Annotated in this window: 13 protein-coding genes; 8 read left to right on the plus strand and 5 right to left on the minus strand. The window is 69.4% G+C overall.

The window, feature by feature from the left end; genetic code table 11:
* Positions 1–134: 134 nt before the first annotated feature.
* Positions 135–1,244, plus strand: a complete 1,110-nt coding sequence (locus ACRSBM_RS15525; RefSeq protein WP_434444089.1) for a hypothetical protein — start codon at positions 135–137, stop codon at positions 1,242–1,244.
* A 61-nt stretch (positions 1,245–1,305) separates the two neighbouring features.
* Complete coding sequence (locus tag ACRSBM_RS15530; protein ID WP_434444090.1) at positions 1,306–2,007, plus strand: lysostaphin resistance A-like protein; 702 nt, start codon at positions 1,306–1,308, stop codon at positions 2,005–2,007.
* Between the two features lie 128 nt (positions 2,008–2,135).
* Here the strand turns inward: ACRSBM_RS15530 and ACRSBM_RS15535 are convergent, their stop codons facing one another.
* From ACRSBM_RS15535 to ACRSBM_RS15550, 4 genes are all read right to left on the minus strand, one after another.
* Positions 2,136–3,305: a cytochrome P450 gene (locus ACRSBM_RS15535; RefSeq protein ID WP_434444091.1), complete on the minus strand. Its 1,170-nt coding sequence runs from the start codon at positions 3,303–3,305 to the stop codon at positions 2,136–2,138.
* A gap of 249 nt (positions 3,306–3,554) precedes the next feature.
* Entirely contained in the window at positions 3,555–4,370 is an 816-nt protein-coding gene (locus ACRSBM_RS15540; protein ID WP_434444092.1) for a hypothetical protein, read from the minus strand.
* Positions 4,367–4,714 carry a PadR family transcriptional regulator gene (locus ACRSBM_RS15545; RefSeq protein ID WP_434444093.1) on the minus strand — a complete coding sequence of 116 codons (348 nt, stop codon included), beginning with the start codon at positions 4,712–4,714 and terminating at the stop codon, positions 4,367–4,369. The genes ACRSBM_RS15540 and ACRSBM_RS15545 overlap by 4 nt, the downstream gene beginning before the upstream one ends.
* A 169-nt stretch (positions 4,715–4,883) precedes the next feature.
* A complete protein-coding gene (locus tag ACRSBM_RS15550; protein ID WP_434444094.1) occupies positions 4,884–5,357 on the minus strand; it encodes a MarR family winged helix-turn-helix transcriptional regulator in 474 nt (157 codons plus the stop codon).
* A gap of 499 nt (positions 5,358–5,856) precedes the next feature.
* Between ACRSBM_RS15550 and ACRSBM_RS15555 the strand changes: the two genes are divergently transcribed.
* From ACRSBM_RS15555 to ACRSBM_RS15580, 6 genes are all read left to right on the plus strand, one after another.
* Complete coding sequence (locus ACRSBM_RS15555) at positions 5,857–6,717, plus strand: p-hydroxycinnamoyl CoA hydratase/lyase (RefSeq protein ID WP_434444095.1); 861 nt, start codon at positions 5,857–5,859, stop codon at positions 6,715–6,717.
* A gap of 482 nt (positions 6,718–7,199) precedes the next feature.
* Positions 7,200–8,138 carry an ACP S-malonyltransferase gene (locus ACRSBM_RS15560; protein ID WP_434444096.1) on the plus strand — a complete coding sequence of 313 codons (939 nt, stop codon included), beginning with the start codon at positions 7,200–7,202 and terminating at the stop codon, positions 8,136–8,138.
* On the plus strand, positions 8,138–8,398 hold the full coding sequence (locus tag ACRSBM_RS15565; RefSeq protein WP_434444097.1) for a phosphopantetheine-binding protein: 261 nt from the start codon (positions 8,138–8,140) through the stop codon (positions 8,396–8,398). The genes ACRSBM_RS15560 and ACRSBM_RS15565 overlap by 1 nt, the downstream gene beginning before the upstream one ends.
* 5 nt (positions 8,399–8,403) lie before the next feature.
* On the plus strand, positions 8,404–10,647 hold the full coding sequence (locus tag ACRSBM_RS15570) for a beta-ketoacyl synthase N-terminal-like domain-containing protein (protein ID WP_434444098.1): 2,244 nt from the start codon (positions 8,404–8,406) through the stop codon (positions 10,645–10,647).
* Positions 10,644–12,998, plus strand: a complete 2,355-nt coding sequence (locus ACRSBM_RS15575; RefSeq protein WP_434444099.1) for an SDR family NAD(P)-dependent oxidoreductase — start codon at positions 10,644–10,646, stop codon at positions 12,996–12,998. Before ACRSBM_RS15570 ends, ACRSBM_RS15575 begins: the two co-directional genes overlap by 4 nt.
* Positions 12,995–14,206 carry a cytochrome P450 gene (locus ACRSBM_RS15580; protein ID WP_434444100.1) on the plus strand — a complete coding sequence of 404 codons (1,212 nt, stop codon included), beginning with the start codon at positions 12,995–12,997 and terminating at the stop codon, positions 14,204–14,206. The genes ACRSBM_RS15575 and ACRSBM_RS15580 overlap by 4 nt, the downstream gene beginning before the upstream one ends.
* On the opposite strand, the gene ACRSBM_RS15585 is transcribed toward ACRSBM_RS15580, so the two are convergent.
* Positions 14,196–14,954 (minus strand): thioesterase II family protein, encoded by a 759-nt coding sequence (locus ACRSBM_RS15585; protein ID WP_434444101.1) that lies wholly within the window; start codon positions 14,952–14,954, stop codon positions 14,196–14,198. The genes ACRSBM_RS15580 and ACRSBM_RS15585 overlap by 11 nt on opposite strands.
* Positions 14,955–14,989 lie beyond the last annotated feature (35 nt).

Here is a 14,989-nt window from a genome sequence, read left to right on the forward strand (position 1 = left end):
AGCTCGGACCCTCGGACGCTCGGCAGGGCCCGAACTGGTGGTCGAACAAGTCGTGCCAAGGGTTGGTCTGGAGTGCGCGGGGTCACTGGGATGACTGCTAGGTTCGTCAAGAACCGATCTGAGGGAGTCATTCCGTGGACCGCAAGCTCCATTTCGTTGGCTCGATCCCTCTCGAGGTCTCGCGGACCGACAGCGACGCCCTGCTGTGGCCGGTGGAGCGGGCGCGGGACAATGGGATCACCGCGGTGCCGAGGGATCTGGACCCGGACTGGATCGTGGACTACCTGCGTAGCCGCGCGGACCAGCGCGAGGCTTTCGAAGTCGTGCTGTCGGGAGAGTACGAAGCCGACGACTACGACGACCTCCGCGCCTATCGGGTTCGGCGCGGCGTCGAACTGAAACCCGACCATGTCGCCATGGGCCGCACCGCGCGCATCAACGAGGTCGTCGAGGCTTACCGGGAACTCCAGCGGGAGCACTCGCAGCTCGCGGGCGTGAGGTTGCAGATCTCCCAACCCGCGCCGCTTGACCTCGCACTGTTCGTGGAGGCGGGCGGACTCGCCGTCGCCCCTGGACTGCCCTGGGGCAAAGCATTGCGTCACCCGCTGCCGCTGATGCGGGCCCTGCGCCACCTTCCGGTGTACGAGCAGGCGGTGTCTCAGGAGATCGAGCCGCTCACCGCCGCTCACCGCGACCTGCTGACCTGGCAGATCGAAACTCCGTTGTGCACGCTCGCAATGGTCAAGGCGGCCACGGTGCCGGGCCTGCAGGCGGCCATGGTGCCTTTGCTGTCGCTGCACCTCGCCTCGATGTTCGCGCGGATGGCCGCACTCGGTGCTCACGCCACGCTGCACCTGTGCTACGGCGACTACGCCCACAAGGCGTTGCTCCACCCGAAGGATCTCAGCCCGCTGGTGCGCCTGCTCAACGGCTTGGGCGCCCGCCTCGACAAGCTCGGGCTCACCCGGCCGATGGTGCACGTGCCGTGCGCCTACGGCGCCGAGGCCGCGCCGCTGCGACCAGACTTCTACCAGCCGCTCAGCGGTCTGGACGAGGGGTGGACGGAGCTGGTCGCGGGTGTCGCCGCAGCGGGCCAGCAGGACACGACCACCGCACTCGAGCTGTTCGAACGGGCCGCGGGCCGCAGGGCCGTCGCTGTCGCCGCCGCGTGCGGCCTCGGCAGGCAGAGCGTCGCGGAGGCTGACGCGGTCGTGCACGCCATGCGGGCCGCTGCCGGTTCCTAGCTCGAGACAACCTGTTCGGCGGGTCCTGGGTGGCACGACTCAGCCGGCATCTGATTCTGGGTTGTGGCGGAACAGGATCGCGGAGTGCACCTCCTCCGGGCGGGCGCCGGACGAGGTCGCCCTGCGCGGAGCGGTTCCCGCGTTCGGGCGGGGGCTGCTGATCGGCGTGGGAATGTTCGCCGCCGTCATCGTGAACATCGCGTTCGTCGGCGGTTACGAGGTGCGTGGGTTGGGGTCGGTGACCGGTGCGGTGGCGTTGGTGGGCTTCATGGCCGCCGCCGTCGTGGTGGAGGAGTTGCTCTTCCGCGGCATCTTGTTCCGCATCGTCGAGCAACGGATCGGTACGTGGATTTCGCTTGCGCTCACCGGAGTGTTGTTCGGTGCCGCGCACTTGCTCAACGCGAACGCCACGGTGTGGAGCGCGGTCGCCATCGCGATCGAGGCGGGCTTCATGCTGGCCGCCGTCTACGCTGCCACGCGCAACCTGTGCGTGCCGATCGGCGTGCACTTCGGCTGGAACTTCGCTCAGGGCGGCATTTTCAGCACCAGTGTGTCCGGACAGGACGCTCCGCAGGGCCTGCTGGACAGCGTGACGTCCGGTCCGGTTCTGCTGAGCGGCGGCGACTTCGGCCCGGAGGCCAGCGCGTCCTCGGTGCTGGCGGGCGTGGTGGTGACTGTCGCGTTCCTGTCGCTGGCCCGGAAGCGCGGCAACATCGTGCCCCTCCGTCGTCGATCCGCTCCCGCGGACACTCTCGTAAGGTGATCAGCGTCGGCCCGGGACTTCCGCGTCGCTGCCGGAGTGCGATCGCGGCGATGACGCTCTCGGCCTGATAGTGCGGCGCGTGTCGCGTGGCCGGACAGGTGATCCTGCGGCCTGGTTCCCGAGTGCGGTCACCACAACACGTCGACGCGAGCCATCCCGCGGAAGATCGGACTGCGCAGTTCGTGCTGTGCTTCGGGATCGGCCAGCCGCAGGTGGGGCATGCGTTCCAGGAGGCGGTCCAGGGTCGTGGTGATCTCGATGCGGGACAGCTCGGCGCCCAGGCACAGGTGGATGCCGTGACCGAAGGCGACATGGCGGCGCGCGGACTCGCGGCGGAGGTTGAACTCGGCGGCGTCCGGGCCGAACTCGGTCTCGTCCAGGTTCGCCGACTCCAGGCCGATCAGCACCCGTTCGCCGGCCGGGATCTCGGCGCCGCCGAGGTTTCCGTCCTTTGTGGCGGTGCGCATGACCCAGCGGATCGCGGTGCAGTGCCGCAGGCCCTCCTCGCGGGCCAGGGGCAGCAGCGAGCGGTCGGCCCGCAGCGCTTCCCAGCGGTCGCGGTCGGCCAGCAGGTGGTGGACTGTCCATCCGATCGTGTAGGCCGTGCTCTCCACCCCGGCCACGAACAACTGCCAGGCGTGAAAGGCCACCTCCTTGGCGGACATCGGCATGCCGTCCATCGTCGCCGTGACCAGCCGGGTGAGCACGTCGTCCGGCTGCCGGGCCATTGCCCGGCGTTCCTCGGCCCTGGCCTGGAAGTAACCCTCCAGCTCCGCCCACTCGCCGGTGACGAAGATGTTCGCCGGCACCATGGCCGCGATCCGGCCGGACAGCTCGGCCAGCCGGTCGGCGTCGGCGCCGGGCACGCCGATGAGCCGGGCGATGACCGCGGAGGTGAGCGGTTCGGCCAGCTCACTCATCAGGTCGGCCGGTCCGCCATCCGGCAGGGCGTCCAGCAGGTCGTCGACGATCTCGGTGATCCACGGCGCGGCGTCGGTCATCGCGGCCCGTTGGAACGCCGGACGTAACAGGTTCCGCAACGCGGTGTGCCGGGGCGGGTCGCTCTGGATGATCAGCAGCGGTGTCGGGTCGCCGTCGCCTTCTGCCATCAGGAAGTTGCTTCGACAGCTCAGGTCCGTCGCACGCAACGCCTCGCGCACATGCTCGCCGCGGGCCACGAAGGCCATCCCAGGTACCCCGGTCGGGGTCAGCGGGGCGTCGGCGGCTCTGGCGGCCGACAACGCCGCGCGCATCTCACGAACACTCGAGTCGGCCAGTGGATTGACGGCGTCGGGCATGTTGGGTCTCCTCGCCTCGGCGGGCTGCGGATAGTACCGGACAAACTAGCCAGAACGGTCTTTTCTGAAACGTCACTGGAAAACTGCTTCGACATCGCTCGCTTGAAGCCGCACGCTCAGCACGCGGTCACGCACGGACGCGGCTGGGTCTCAAAAGCCGCGGACCGCGTCCGTCGAGAAGAGTTCGGACGGTCCGGCCGGCGACAGCGCCCGAGTCGGTTGGCCGGCCGCCACGGCCGGGGACGCTGATCAGATCCAGCGCCGCTTGTCCGGCATGCCTTCCGCCACCGTCGCGGCGTACTGGTCGGCGGTGCCGAACTCCTCGAGCGGCGATCCGCCAGTGGCGCCGAGGTGGGAGCGGAGCTCCGCCACGACGTCCTTCGCCTGTGCGACCGGCATTCGGTAGCGCCCGACCAGCAGCGAGTGCAGCCGGCTCAGCCACTCGTCGCCGTCGGCGGGCACCGGCGGGGCCTTGGGCGTGGGTTTGCGAATCAAAGCCCATCCCAGAACCGCGGCTCCCAGTACGGCGATCAGCGGTGCCTGAACGACGGTCAGCCGTGCGTCGGGCAGAACCAGGAAGGCCGCCGCCGCGCCCGCTCCCATCGCCAGCGCGAGGTACCACGACCTCGCGATGACGGACGGCCGGTGGCCTTCGGCCTTCATCACGTGCACGGCACACAAGGCGATGATCACGCCGACGGCCAGGAGGAGCGTGCCGGTCGCCCCCGCCACCGTCACCGGCAGCAGGAGGCCGACACCGATCCAGGCGGACATGCCCGCGACGAGCACCAGCAGTCCGAACTGAGCGACGACCTCGGATCGACGCTCGGCACCGGACATGCCGAACCGGTCGAGATCGGCCCGGACCTCCAGAGGTACTCGTTCCCGCAGGACCACCCGTGCGTACTCGTCAGGGTCGCCGAACGCCGCCTCGGGGCGTTCGCCGCTCATCGCGCAATGCTCGGCCACCTCGGCCGCGACCGCGTCGATCAGGTCCTTCGACGCGCCCGCCCCGGCCAGCCGGAACCGGACCCGGTCGAGCCAGAGACCTTCACCAGTGATCATTTTCCCGTTCCTTCCACACGCGTGAGCAGTGCACTCATCGAGGACGCGAACTGCGCCCACCCGGCGGCCTCGCCGCGCAGCCGCGAGTGACCTGCCTCGGTGAGCCGGTACACCTTCCGCCCAGGGCCACCCTGACCAGCGGCCCACTGCGCCTCGATGAGGCCTTCGTTCTCCATGCGGCCGAGAACGGGGTACAGCACGCTGCCTCGTACTGTGCCCAGCCCTGCTTCCGCGATGCGCTGGATGAGCCCGTAGCCGTGCAGATCGTCTTCGGCCAGCACGGCGCTGACGACGAGCTCCAGCGTGCCTCGAAGCCAGCCATGCGAAGGACCGCTGTCCGCCACGTCTCACTCCCGTTCTAGTCTGGAAGTGACACTAGTCTGGATTCGTAATAGTTGGCAACCGGCATAGTCCCGTCTCACCCGAAGGTGGCAGGTGAGCCGCTTCGCCGCAGTGGTGATGCGATGCGCCGTCCGTGCATGCCGCGTCCGCGCGGCCGCGGTCTCGTCGGCGTCAGGCCAGTGCTGTGCGGCAGCGCGCCAACATGCCGCGCAGCATCTGAACGTCGCCTTCGGACAGCTCCGCGACCATGCGGTCCTCGAGTTCCCGCACTGGTTCGTGGTGATCGCGGACCAGCTGGCGTCCGGCGGGCGCGAGGCTGATCAGCTGCCGTCGTCCGTGGTGCGGGTCGGGGCTGCGAACGATGAGCTCGCGTTGGTGGAGTGGGCGCAGGATGTCCGCCATCGACTGCGCCTTGACGAACGAGTTGTGCGCGAGCTCGGTCAGGGTCAGCTCGTCGCGGCGATCGAGCACTGTCAGCACGGTGTACTGCAGTGCGGTCAGCCCGGCGGGCTTGAGCAACTCGTCCAGATGGTGCCGGATGGCCAGCTCGACCTGCTTGACCGTGTACAGCAACGACGGCGCGCCATCGTCGATCGACGGCCGGGAATGCCTGCGCCGCCTGCGTTTCACGTCGGGATCGCTCAACGGTGCCTTCTCGAGGTCTCGGTGGGTTCAATGCCGTGAACGGTCGCGGTAAGCGGCCCCGCCGCGATCTCCTGGCCGCAGCTGGAGGCGGGCATCGTGCCCGGCCAGGCGGCGTCACGGCGCGTAGCGGTCGCTGGAGCGCTCCACTGCTTGGTGGCGGAGCGAATGCGCTCGGTCACTTTGGGCCAATAATCTCAGGATTCCGTTGTCTTTCGCAAGCATAGCGTGGTCTTCTGTAGGCCTGACGCCGCCCTACTGGTACGCCACAGGACGAAGGAGTGGAGTCAGCCGCGCCGACCGCGTACACCTACAAGGTCACTGACTGGCTGATGCGCGCGAGTACGGCTCACGGGTTCGGCAGGGGAGTGCGGCCGGCGATCGCATCGGAGCCGACGAGCTGCTGCCGTCGATGCGGCCGGCACGCGCCGAGCTCGAAGCAGTTCACCAAGGCCCGCAGGATCACCCTCCGCGGTTGGCCGTTCTGAAGGGAAGAACCACGATGTCCGCACCGAGCCGCACCCGCGACGACGCGATGACGCCCTGGGGCGACACCGTTCTCGTCGAGTTCGACGAAGGCATCGCGTGGGTCACGCTCAACCGCCCGGAGAAGCGCAACGCGATGAGCCCGACGCTCAACGACGAGATGGTCCGCACCCTCGACGCGCTCGAAGGCGACCCGCGCTGCAAGGTCCTGGTGCTCACCGGCGCCGGCGACTCGTTCTCCGCGGGCATGGACCTCAAGGAGTACTTCCGCGAGGTCGACGAGACCGGTGACAGGGCACTGCAGATCCGCGTCCGCCGCGCCAACGCCGAGTGGCAGTGGAAGCGCCTGGCCAACTGGTCCAAGCCGACCGTCGCGATGGTGAACGGCTGGTGCTTCGGCGGCGCGTTCACTCCGCTCGTGGCCTGTGACCTCGCGATCTCCGACGAGGAAGCGGTGTTCGGCCTGTCCGAGATCAACTGGGGCATCCCGCCCGGCGGCGTGGTGTCCCGTGCGCTTGCTGCCACCGTCTCGCAGCGCGACGCGCTGTACTTCATCATGACCGGTGAACCGTTCAACGGCCGCCGCGCGGCCGAGATGCGGCTGGTCAACGAGGCGGTCCCGGCGGCTCGCCTGCGCGAACGGACGCGCGAGCTGGCGCTCAAGCTGGCGTCGATGAACCCGGTCGTGATGCATGCCGCCAAGGTCGGCTACAAGCTGGCTCAGCACATGCCGTGGGAGCAGGCCGAGGACTACCTCTACGCCAAGGTCGAGCAGTCGCAGTTCCTCGACTCGGAGCGGGGCCGGCAGAAGGGCATGTCGCAGTTCCTGGACGACAAGACCTACCGTCCCGGTCTGTCGGCCTACTCGGACGAGTGATCGACCGCAGGACGTGCGTGCGACAGCGGACGGACTCGTGAGAGCCGTCCGCTGATCGGCTGCACGGTGCCGGTGTGCAAAGCCCTGCCTGGCGTGGGTCATCGGCCCAGAGGGTGGGCCGTCCTGGCCAAAACGAATCGATCCACTTCAAACGTGTTGCGCGACGGCGGAAAGACGCGTTCCGACGGCTGGGACGGGACGGCCCGACAACCGGGGTCCGGCTCCTAGCATCGCTGGTGTCCGTTGGCGATCAAGGTCCTCGCCACGGGCTGACAGGCCGGACGGAACAGAGTGGAGCGCCGTATGCCGCCGAAACGTCGTGTTGCCCTGCCGGGCGGCCTTCCGGCCGGCGTCACGTCATCCGACGAGGTCGTCCGGAGGTCGAGAAGGTCCTTTGTGGACGGTGACGGCGACCTGCTGTTCACGGGCCGGGAAACCGGCGGGCCTGTGCGACAACGAGAGCACGGCCTGACGGAGTCGCCGTGAGAACAGCTTTCTGCTTTCCTGGCACCGGAACTCTGTACGCCGATCCGTTCGTTCACTACCCGGCGGGACGACGAGCCGCCGCCGATCTGGCGGGCCGCATCGACGCCGTCACCGCGGACCACGGATGGCCTTCCGTCCTGGGTGAACCCGACCTCACGGTGTGGAGCCCGCTGATCGAGCTGCAGACCTACCATGCGCAGCTGAGCTGCTACCGCGTTCTCCTGGAGGAGTTCGGGCTCCGGCCTGACGTCCTGCTCGGACACAGCCTGGGCGAGATCACCGCCATGGTCGCCGCGGAGGGTTTCACCGTCGAAGACGGCGCGCTCCTGCTGTGCGAACGCGCCCGTGCGCTGCAGGCGTTCGCGAGCGCCGACGCCGCCACCGCGGCGTTCGGGCTGCCGCCGGACGAGGCGGTGCGGTTCGCCGGACAGGCTAAGGACATCGCGGTAGCCGCGGTGAACAGTCCTGGGCAGGTAGTGCTCTCGGGTCCCGCCGAAGAGCTTGAACGGCTCGCCGACCTCGCCCGTGCGCACGCCATCAACGTGACACCGCTGCGGGCCGGTCCCTATGCCCAGCACCACGCCGCACTCGGACCCGCGTTCGAGCGCTACCTCCAGTCCGTGCGAGACATTCCGGCACGGCCGCTGACGACGGCGGTCTGGTCGCCGGTGCTCGGTCGCGCGCTGGGACCCGACGACGATCTGGTCCTGCTCGCCGCACTCCAGATGGTGCGGCCACTGGACTTCCGCCGCGCGGTCATCGAGTTGCGAGCGGAGGGCGTCAGCGAGTTCGTGGAGTGCGGGCTGAAGGACACGCTGACCCGGCTGGTCGCCGAGACCCTCGGCGATCGGACGCGGGTGCGCGCGCCGTTCCGTAAACGCCTGACCGAAGCCGATGCCGAACAGATGAACGCCAACCTCACCAGGAGCGTGTAGTGACCAACGCGGAAGACAACATGATCAATTACCTGCGGGAGACCTACGCCACCGCACTCGAGATTCCTGAGGAGATGGTGAGCCCGGACATCGATCTGGAGGCGGAGTTCGGACTGGACTCGCTTCAGCACCGTCTCGTGCTGACCAAGGCCGGCGAGCGGTGGGCGGTGGATCTCGGCCGCGTCGAGTCGCCCGCCACCATCACCGTCCGCTCGGTCGCCCAGTTGCTCAAGGACGCGGGCGCGACGGAACAGGGTTGAGCTTGATGACCACCGACCAGGTTTGCCTCGTCGCCGCCGGCGTTGTGACTCCGGGTTGCGACGATGTCGGGGAGTTGTGGGAGCGGGCGCAGGACGGCCCGCTCGTGTTCGGCCGATCCGACCGCTTCCGCGGCCACGAGTCGTTGTCGAAGCTGACGCACAGCCAGACCGGCCGGCCCTACGAACTCCGGTACGGGGAGGTGCCCGACCCGGCCGACGACAGCGGTGATCTCCAGGTCGCCTGGCTGCGACGGGCGCTGCAACAGTGCCTTGCCACCACAACGGCTCCGGCGGGACGCACCGGCCTGTTCCTCTCCGCCTCCACCGACACGAGCTACGAGATCGACCTGGCGCTGGCCGCGGACACGCTCGCGGCCGAGACAGCGTTGCGGCTGCCGGAAAACGGACGTGCGCAACGCCGCGACGCCATCCGGCGGACGCTCGCGAAATCGGATCCCAGCGCATCGCGCGCACACGCCGAATACCTTCCGCACAGTCAAACCGCCCGCGCCATCGAGGGACTTCTCCCACCGGACACCCGGATTCTGATCTCCAACAACATCTGCCCATCAGCGCTGTACTCGGTGGACCTGGGGGTCAGGCACCTTCTGGACGGTGCGGTGGACGTCGCGTTCTGCGGTGGTGTGAGCTCGCACGGACCGTTGCGGCAGGTGTACTTCGCCGAGATGGGCACCCTGTCGCACTCGGGACAGCTGCGTGCCTTCGACGCGGAGGCGGACGGCACGGTGTTCTCCGAGGGCGTCGGTCTCGTGGTGCTCAAGCGGTTGAGCGACGCACTGCGGGACGGCGACGAGGTGCTCGCCGTCCTCGCCGGGTTCGGCGCGGCCAGTGACGGCAAGAGCAAGGCGATCTTCGCGCCGAGCCAGGAAGGCCAGACCCGCGCGATGGAGCGGGCGCGCGAGGTCAACCGGATCACGGGCGCCGAGGTCTCATGGGTGATCGGGCACGGAACGGCGACGCTGGCGGGGGATGCGACGGAGTTGCGGTCCATCGCGGCCGCGCACGCAGGCGGTCGGCCGTGGGTGACGGGCAACAAGGGGATGCTCGGGCACACGGGCATGGCCTGCGGGGTCATCTCGCTCATCCAGGCCGCGGTCGGCCTGTACCGGTCGACGGTGCCACGGCAGCCGAACCACACGGCGTTGCCGGAGTACGCCGGCTCGCTGTCCCTCCGGGTTCCGGCGGCACCGGTGCCGCTGTCACAAGAGGAGTCGTTCGCCGGGGTCTTCGCCTGCGGGCTCGGCGGCATCAACGGGTACCAGCTGCTGCGCTCGCCTCACGGCCAGGTGAGTGACGTGCGGTCCGGCCCGCCCGAGCTCAGTGACGAGCTGGTGCTCGTGCGTTGGAGCGCGTTGCTGCCGGGAAGACCGGACGACGAGGTGGTCGCGGACCGGTTGTTCCAGGGCGACGCGCCCGCGAGCGCCGGCCGCTTCGAGCACCCCTACCCGCTGCCACCGTTCGCGGCCTCGCTGATCGCGCCCAAGCTCGCGGGTCAGCTGGACATGAGCCAGCTGCTCACCGCCGAGCTGGCGGGCAGACTGGCCGGTCCGGCAGGCGGCACGCCCTTCTGGGAAGGTGTCGAGGAACGCACGGGTGTCTTCGGCGCGCAGTACGGTCTCACCAGGTCGGCCGTCGAGTCGACCACGCTGTGCCTGGGCGACGGGCTCGCGGAAGGGCTCGACGGCGAGGAGAAGGCAGCCGCCGAGGGCTACCTGGAAGAGCTGCGCCAGCGCGTCCCGCCCATCGGCCCGTACAGCCTCGTCGGGCGCATGTCGTCCACCGCGCTCGGCTGGGTCAGCAACCGGAGGAACCTCCGCGGACCGACGATGATGGTCGACACCGGCGAGACGTCCGGGCTTGCCGCCGTGCACACCGCCGGTTGTTACCTGCGCCGTGGCGACATCGACCTCGCACTGGTGATGGCGTGGAACGCGGCCGCACCGGAGGATGCGGCGCGCTCGCTCGGGATCGGAGAGGAGAGCATCGCCGAAGGCGCGTTCGCGGTCGCGCTCGCCCGCCCCGAAACCGCTGCGGCACAGGGATGGGAGGTGCTCGCGCGGATCCGGACCGGCTTGGCGCCGGCGGCCGCGCCGCCACGCCTCGACGACACCCGCTACCTGGCCGCGGACGGCGTGCTCGACATCGTGCGGTGCGTCGTGCAGGACGCGTTCCCCCAACGGTTCTCGACGATGTCGGGGCCGACCGTCGAAGTGCTCCCGCCGTCATGACGTCCTCAGAGGGGACGGTGCGGCCGTACGCGCTCCGCCTGGTGCCGCGTCCCGCTGTGCCCCGGTTCCCTGAACGCGAGCCGCTTCCACCCGGCGCGCTGGTGCTCACCGACGACGCCGGAATCGCCGATGAGGTACGCGCCGCTGCGGAGCACGAGGTGGCGGTCGTGCTCGTGCCGGCGGCGGCGAACTCGCCCGAGGAAGAGCTGACCGCCCTCGTCGCCGGAGCGGGACCGGTCAACGGCCACCTGTGCGTGATCACGTCTCTGCGTCGTGCCGCGTGGCCCGCCCCACCCAGGCCGAGTCTGCTCGCCCTGCAGGAGACGGCCTTCGTCGCGTTGAAACAGCTGGCCGGGTCGGCCCACGAGGACTCGTCGGTGACGATCCTCGTGCTCGACCGGTTCGACGGCGGAACACCGCACCCGCACGGCGCATTGCTGACCGGACTGGCGAAATCGGTCGCGTGGGAGTTGCCCGAGACGCACGTGCATGCCGTGGTCACCGACGAGGACACACCTGCCGCGTTGGCTCGGCTCCGCACGGAGTCCGGCTGCGCCAGGGGATTGCCGATCGCCTACTACCGCACGGGAGCCGGTCGCTGGGAGGAACGGCTTCTGCCGCTCGGTGAGCCGGCATCCTCCGATGGTGAGCCGGTAGCGGCTGGAGGGGTCGTGGTCGCTGTCGGCGGCGCGCGAGGCATCACCGCGCGGTGCGTGGAAGGGATGAACCCTCCGCCGTCGGAGCTGTGGTTGCTCGGCAGCACCGAACCGGACGCGATGGCCGCGCAGGCGGCGGAGATCGGCGACCTGAGCGGCGCCGACTACGTGCGCCGGAAACGTGACGAGGACCCCGGCATCCCCGTGAGTGCTTTGCGGGTGACCTACGACCGGGGCCGCAGATCGCGGGAATCGCTTGCCACCATTGAGGTTCTGCGCGAGCGGATCGGGGCGGACCGGGTGCACTACCTCGGCTGCGACGTGACGGACGCGGCCGCGGTCCGGCGGGCCGCCGCGACGATCGCCGCGGCCACACCGCGCATCGACCTGCTGGTGAACGGCGCGGGAATCAGCGGCGCCCGCCGTCTGCGGGCCAAGGACCTCGCGACGTTCCGGCGGGTGCGCGACACCAAGCTCGTGGGCTACCACAACCTCAGGACGGCGTTTCGCGATCCCGCTCCGTTGGTGTGGTGCCATTTCAGCTCGGTCGCCGGCGCGTTCGGCCTGCCCGGTGAGATCGACTACGGCCCCGCCAACGACGTGCTCAACGCCGCCGCCCGCTACGAGCACGACCGTCCCGAGCGCACCGAGTGCGCCATCGGATGGAGCCTGTGGGGCGAATCCGGAATCGGCCCGCGCACCGGTTTCACCGACTACACGGCGAAAACCGGACAGCTCGGCCTTCTCAGCGACGCGGAGGGGCAGCGGCTGTTCACCGCGTTGGTGTCGCCACACCACCTTGAGCAGCACCCGTCCCCGGTTCTGCTGGGTGACGCCGAACGGCAACTGGCGACGACGCGGTTCCCCGGCCTGCTGGACGACGGCACCCGGTCGCCCTACCTGAACAGCCCTCCTCGCACCCACGAGCACGACACCGTCTGGCGAATGGACCTCTCCCGGCACGAACACCTGCGGGGGCACGTACGCCAGTCACGAGCGCTCGTACCGGGCGCGCTGGTGCTGGAACTCGCGGCGCACGTCACCGACCACCTCACCGGTGGCGCTGTCGTGGACCGGTTCCAGGACATCCGGTTCGACGCTCCCGTGGCCGTCGATCCGCACCTGGCCGAGTACACCGTCGCAGCGTCGTTCGTGCCGTGCGGCCCGGACAACGGCACGGTGCGCGTCGCCGTCCGGTCGCACCTCGGCGGCCACCACCGCCGCGTCAGCCACGTCGAGGCGACGGTCCCGGTCGGTGACGGCGGCACCGCGGTCGCCCGGCCACGCGAACTTCACGTCCGGCGCGCACCGGCGACGATGTCCATGTCGGGCCTGTTCGACCAGGTCCGCGATCTCCGCTTCACCGAAGGCACCACCTCGGCCCGCTGGGAGCCGTCGCTGCCGGACCAGGAGTTCTTCTCCACGCACCGGATCCCGTGGCTGCTCATCGACGCGCTGTTGCAGACCGCCTGCGCCACCGGCATTCCGCACCGTTACGCCACGCCCCACTCGATCGCGGAAGTGCGGCTGCACAGCGGACACAACGATCTCGCGCTGTCCGAACTGAAGAACGGAATCCGTCTGCACGTGACCCATGAGGATGGCATCGCCGAAGCCGGGGCCTGTGCCGACGACGGCAGTCCGCTCGTGACGCTGTCCGGGCTTGTGCTGAGCGGGCGGGACGGCGCCGCATGACCGGTCCGCACGATCTGCTGCTGGGACTGCTGTCACCGGCGGGACGCGTCGATCCCTACCCGTACTATGGCGACCTGATGGCGCACTGGCCGGTGCTGCCGATCACCAGTCAGCGCCTGCTCGTCACGGGTTACCAGGAGTGCGCGGACGTCCTGGTGAATCCCCGGCTGTTCCCGGTTCCCGACCGCCACTGCGCCGACCGGCTGTGGCCGGCCTGGCACACGTTCCCGTCGACCGATCTCCTCTACCGCAGCGTGCTCTTCCGTAACGCGCCCGACAACCAGCCCGCCCGGCGGCTGCTCTCGCGGTTCTTCGCTCCCGTCGAGGTTCAGCGGATGCGTCCGATGATCACGCGGTACGCCGAGAACGGCACGGCGTCGTTCGGTGAGGGCCACGGCGTGGTGGACGTCACGCGGTCGTTCACGACCATTCCCAACGCCGTGATGGGCGAGCTGCTCGGCCTGCGGCGCAACGACGACGAAGTCGTGGCGGACTGGATCGACAGCTTCCTGGAACGCAACGAACTGCATCCGCCGGACAAGGCGCTCGCGCAGGCCGACGAGGCGGCGACACAACTCGTCGGCCACATCCTCGGCATGGCCGATGGACAAGCTCCGCTCGTCCGTGCGCTCATGGGACATGGCGAGGTCGACGCCGGCGACCTCGTCAGCAACCTGGTGTTCCTGCTCGGCGCGGGCACGGTGACCACCGGATCACTGCTGGGCAGCGGTGTGCGCCGGCTCGCGGCCAGCAACGACCTGCTGCCGCGTCTGCGCCAGGACGACGAGCTGCTGCGATCCTTTGTCCTGGAGACACTGCGGCACGATCCACCGATCCAGTACGGCGTCAGGGTTGCGGCGCAGGACACCGAACTCGCCGGCGTACCGGTTCCCCGTGACAGCGTGGTGCTCGTGTCCTTCGGCGCGCTCGGACGGGATCCGGCGAGGTTCACCGATCCGGACGTTTTCGTGGCGGACCGGTTCCTGAAGCCGGAGTCGGAACCACGCGACGTGCTGTCGTTCGGACTGGGCGCGCATCGTTGCGCCGGCGCGGAACTGGCGCTGGTGACGAGCGAGATCGCGTTCCGGCAGCTGGCTTTGCGGGTGGACGCGATGGCGGAAACCGGTGAGCCTCAGCGGCAGGCTCGTGCGGTGACCCGCAGGTACACCCGGCTTACCGTCGAGGTCAGCCCACGCCTCACCGGCTGACCGGGCACCGCGCCACCGCGTCGCGAATGACCGTCAGCACGTCGCTTCCCTCGGTAACGGGGTAGAAGTGGCCGCCCTGATAGGTCCGCAGCTCGAACCCGCCGGTGGTGTGCCGTTGCCACGCAAGGGCTTCCTTCTGCTCGACTTCGGGATCGTCATCCCCGACATAGGCTAGGATCGGCGCGGTCAGCGCCTCGGCTCGCGTTCCGGTCTCATAGCTCCGTACGGCTTCGTAGTCGGCGCGGAGCACCGGAAGGACCGTCTGCGAGACGAACGCGTCGTCCTCGACCAGTGTCTGTTCGGTGCCGCCGAGTCGTGTCAGCTCGGCGATGGCATCGCCGGCGGTGTCCAGCCGCACGTCCCGCTCTCTGCGCACGGACGGGGCACGCCGGCCGGAAACGAGGAGCGACAAGGGCGTGCGGCCGTCCGCTTCCCACCGTCGCGCGACTTCGAAGGCGACCAGAGCGCCCATGCTGTGCCCGAACAACGTAACCGGCCGGTCCGTCATGCCCGCCAGCTCGTCGGCCACCGCGTCGGCGAGCGCGTCGATGGTGACGAAACACGGTTCGGAGCGACGGTAGGACCGCCCCGGATACTGGACGGCGATCACGTCCAGCTCGCCGGCGAGCGCACGGGCGACCGGAAGGAAGTAGCTGGCGGAGCCGCCGGCGTGCGGGAAGCAGACCAGCGTGCTCTCCGCTGCGGGTGCCGGCCGGTAGCGCCGGAACCACCGGCTGCCGTCGCTCATGCCAGCACCCTTGCTGTCGACGTGATCAGCTGGAC

Source organism: Lentzea xerophila, from assembly GCF_051094245.1.
Taxonomy (GTDB): Bacteria; Actinomycetota; Actinomycetes; order Mycobacteriales; family Pseudonocardiaceae; genus Lentzea; species Lentzea xerophila.

What these genes read in the sequence shown, in the direction of transcription:
- ACRSBM_RS15535 (WP_434444091.1), bottom strand. Translation starts at nt 3,305, where the DNA reads ATGCCCGACGCCGTCAATCCACTGGCCGACTCGAGTGTTCGTGAGATG.
- ACRSBM_RS15540 (WP_434444092.1), bottom strand. Translation starts at nt 4,370, where the DNA reads ATGATCACTGGTGAAGGTCTCTGGCTCGACCGGGTCCGGTTCCGGCTG.
- ACRSBM_RS15555 (WP_434444095.1), top strand. Translation starts at nt 5,857, where the DNA reads ATGTCCGCACCGAGCCGCACCCGCGACGACGCGATGACGCCCTGGGGC.
- ACRSBM_RS15570 (WP_434444098.1), top strand. Translation starts at nt 8,404, where the DNA reads ATGACCACCGACCAGGTTTGCCTCGTCGCCGCCGGCGTTGTGACTCCG.
- ACRSBM_RS15575 (WP_434444099.1), top strand. Translation starts at nt 10,644, where the DNA reads ATGACGTCCTCAGAGGGGACGGTGCGGCCGTACGCGCTCCGCCTGGTG.
- ACRSBM_RS15580 (WP_434444100.1), top strand. Translation starts at nt 12,995, where the DNA reads ATGACCGGTCCGCACGATCTGCTGCTGGGACTGCTGTCACCGGCGGGA.
- ACRSBM_RS15585 (WP_434444101.1), bottom strand. Translation starts at nt 14,954, where the DNA reads ATGAGCGACGGCAGCCGGTGGTTCCGGCGCTACCGGCCGGCACCCGCA.